Annotated in this window: 2 protein-coding genes and 1 pseudogene; all 3 read left to right on the plus strand. The window is 68.1% G+C overall.

Annotation, left to right across the window (positions count from 1 at the left end):
- Window positions 1–104: pseudogene (locus tag IF88_RS46270) on the plus strand (IS481 family transposase); the annotation flags it as partial.
- Window positions 105–158: 54 nt separating this feature from the next.
- Window positions 159–1,029 (plus strand): IS5 family transposase gene (locus IF88_RS0139535; protein WP_107050747.1). Its coding sequence is split into 2 segments (ribosomal slippage): window positions 159–293 and window positions 295–1,029, totalling 870 coding nucleotides; the frame shifts between segments, so codons are not numbered across the junction.
- A gap of 73 nt (window positions 1,030–1,102) precedes the next feature.
- Window positions 1,103–1,432: a hypothetical protein gene (locus IF88_RS0139540; protein ID WP_030724371.1), complete on the plus strand. Its 330-nt coding sequence runs from the start codon at window positions 1,103–1,105 to the stop codon at window positions 1,430–1,432.
- Window positions 1,433–1,646 lie beyond the last annotated feature (214 nt).

A 1,646-nucleotide genomic window follows, 5' to 3' on the forward strand; every position in this document is an offset into this window, starting at 1 on the left:
TCCCCGACTGGCTCCACACCTACAATCACCACCGCGGACACACCGCCCTCGCAGGCAAACCACCCGCCAACCGCGTCCCCAACCTCACTGGGCAATACAACTAGGCCGTGTTTTAGAACTGGGGTCCGTGTCTCGCCTCGTGCCGTGATGATCTCGGTGTGGGGCGAGGGGATCTTTCAGATGACCAGTGGGCGGTGCTGGGGCCGTTGTTGCCGGTCGCGGTGTTGGGCAGGCCGTCGGCGGGCCGGCGGCGGTTGATCGACGGGATCCGCTGGCGGGTGCGGACCGGGGCCCCCGTGGCGGGATCTGCCGACGGAATACGGTCCGTGGCAGACGGTCTATGGGCTCTTCCGTCGCTGGCAACGCGATGGTGTCTGGTCGGCGGTGTTGACCGGGTTGCAGGCCCGGGCCGACGCGGCCGGACTGATCACCTGGGAGGTGAACGTCGACTCCACGATCTGCCGGGCACATCAGCACGCGGCCGGTGCCCGGCGCGACGGCCAGACCCAGAAGGAACCGCCGGGCGGCCGCCAGGCCGAACCCGACGATCACGGCCTGGGCCGTTCCCGCGGCGGCTGGACCACGAAGATTCACCTGGCCTGCGAACAAGGGCAGAAGCCGTTATCGCTGCTGGTCACAGCCGGGCAGTGGGGAGACAGCCCGCAGTTCACGGCCGTGTTGGAAGCCATCCGGGTCCCTCGCCTCGGGCTGGGTAGGCCACGGGTTCGTCCGTTGCGGGTCCGTGGCGACAAGGCGTACTCATCGCGCGCGAACCGTGCGTATCTGCGTCGGCGCGGGATCCGCTGCACGATTCCGGAACCTGCCGATCAGGCAGGCCACCGCAAGCGCCGGGGCACGGGCGGCGGGCGGCCTCCGGCCTTCGACCGTGAGGACTACAAGGCCCGGCACGCGGTCGAGTGCGGCATCAACCGGCTGAAGCGGAACCGGGCAGTGGCCACCCGGTTCGACAAGCTCGCGGTCCGCTTCGAAGCCACCGTCCTCATCGCCGCGATCAACGAATGGCTGTGACCTGCCGGGAGTGCCGGTCCCGCATGTCATTCTGGCCGCGATCAGGTCAGCGGGTTGAGGGGAGACAGGGCCGATGGGGGCTGCGTACTACCGGGCCGAGAGTGAGAGCGGCGACCACATCGAGGACCCGTCCGAGGACGCGTTGTTCATGCTGATCGATGACCTGAACGACACGGACAACACCTTCGTCGTCATCCAGCCCGACAAGGACGACCCGGTCTGGTTCACCTCGGTCGCAGTCCTGGAGGAAGGCGGCTATGAGGTTGTCCGCCGCGACACCACCCGCCGCGAACACGACGTCGCCACCGAGACCAGCATCGACCAGATCGCCCGTGACCTCACCATCTGGATGGCCGCCCGCGACTTCCCCGGACGACCCGCCCAGCACACCAGCAACTTCTAAAACACGCCCTAGTCGACTCGTCCCGCAGGAAGGAGTCCCGGATCCCCTCGGCGAACGTCAGCAGGAGTGGCCAGTCCTTCCTCAGGACGGCGTACCGTGCACAGACGAACCGGGCCTCGTCGCAGTCGAGCACGGCGTGGGAGAGCATGTCCCAGGCCTGGTCGAGCAGCCCATCGTCCAGGAGTTTCGCCGCCCGCGCGAGCCACAGGTCGCG

This window comes from Streptomyces sp. NRRL F-2580 (genome assembly GCF_000720115.1).
In the GTDB taxonomy this organism is placed as follows: domain Bacteria; phylum Actinomycetota; class Actinomycetes; order Streptomycetales; family Streptomycetaceae; genus Streptomyces.

Excerpts from the sequence above, each read along its gene's own strand:
- IF88_RS0139540 (WP_030724371.1), top strand. The coding sequence starts at position 1,103 with ATGGGGGCTGCGTACTACCGGGCCGAGAGTGAGAGCGGCGACCACATC.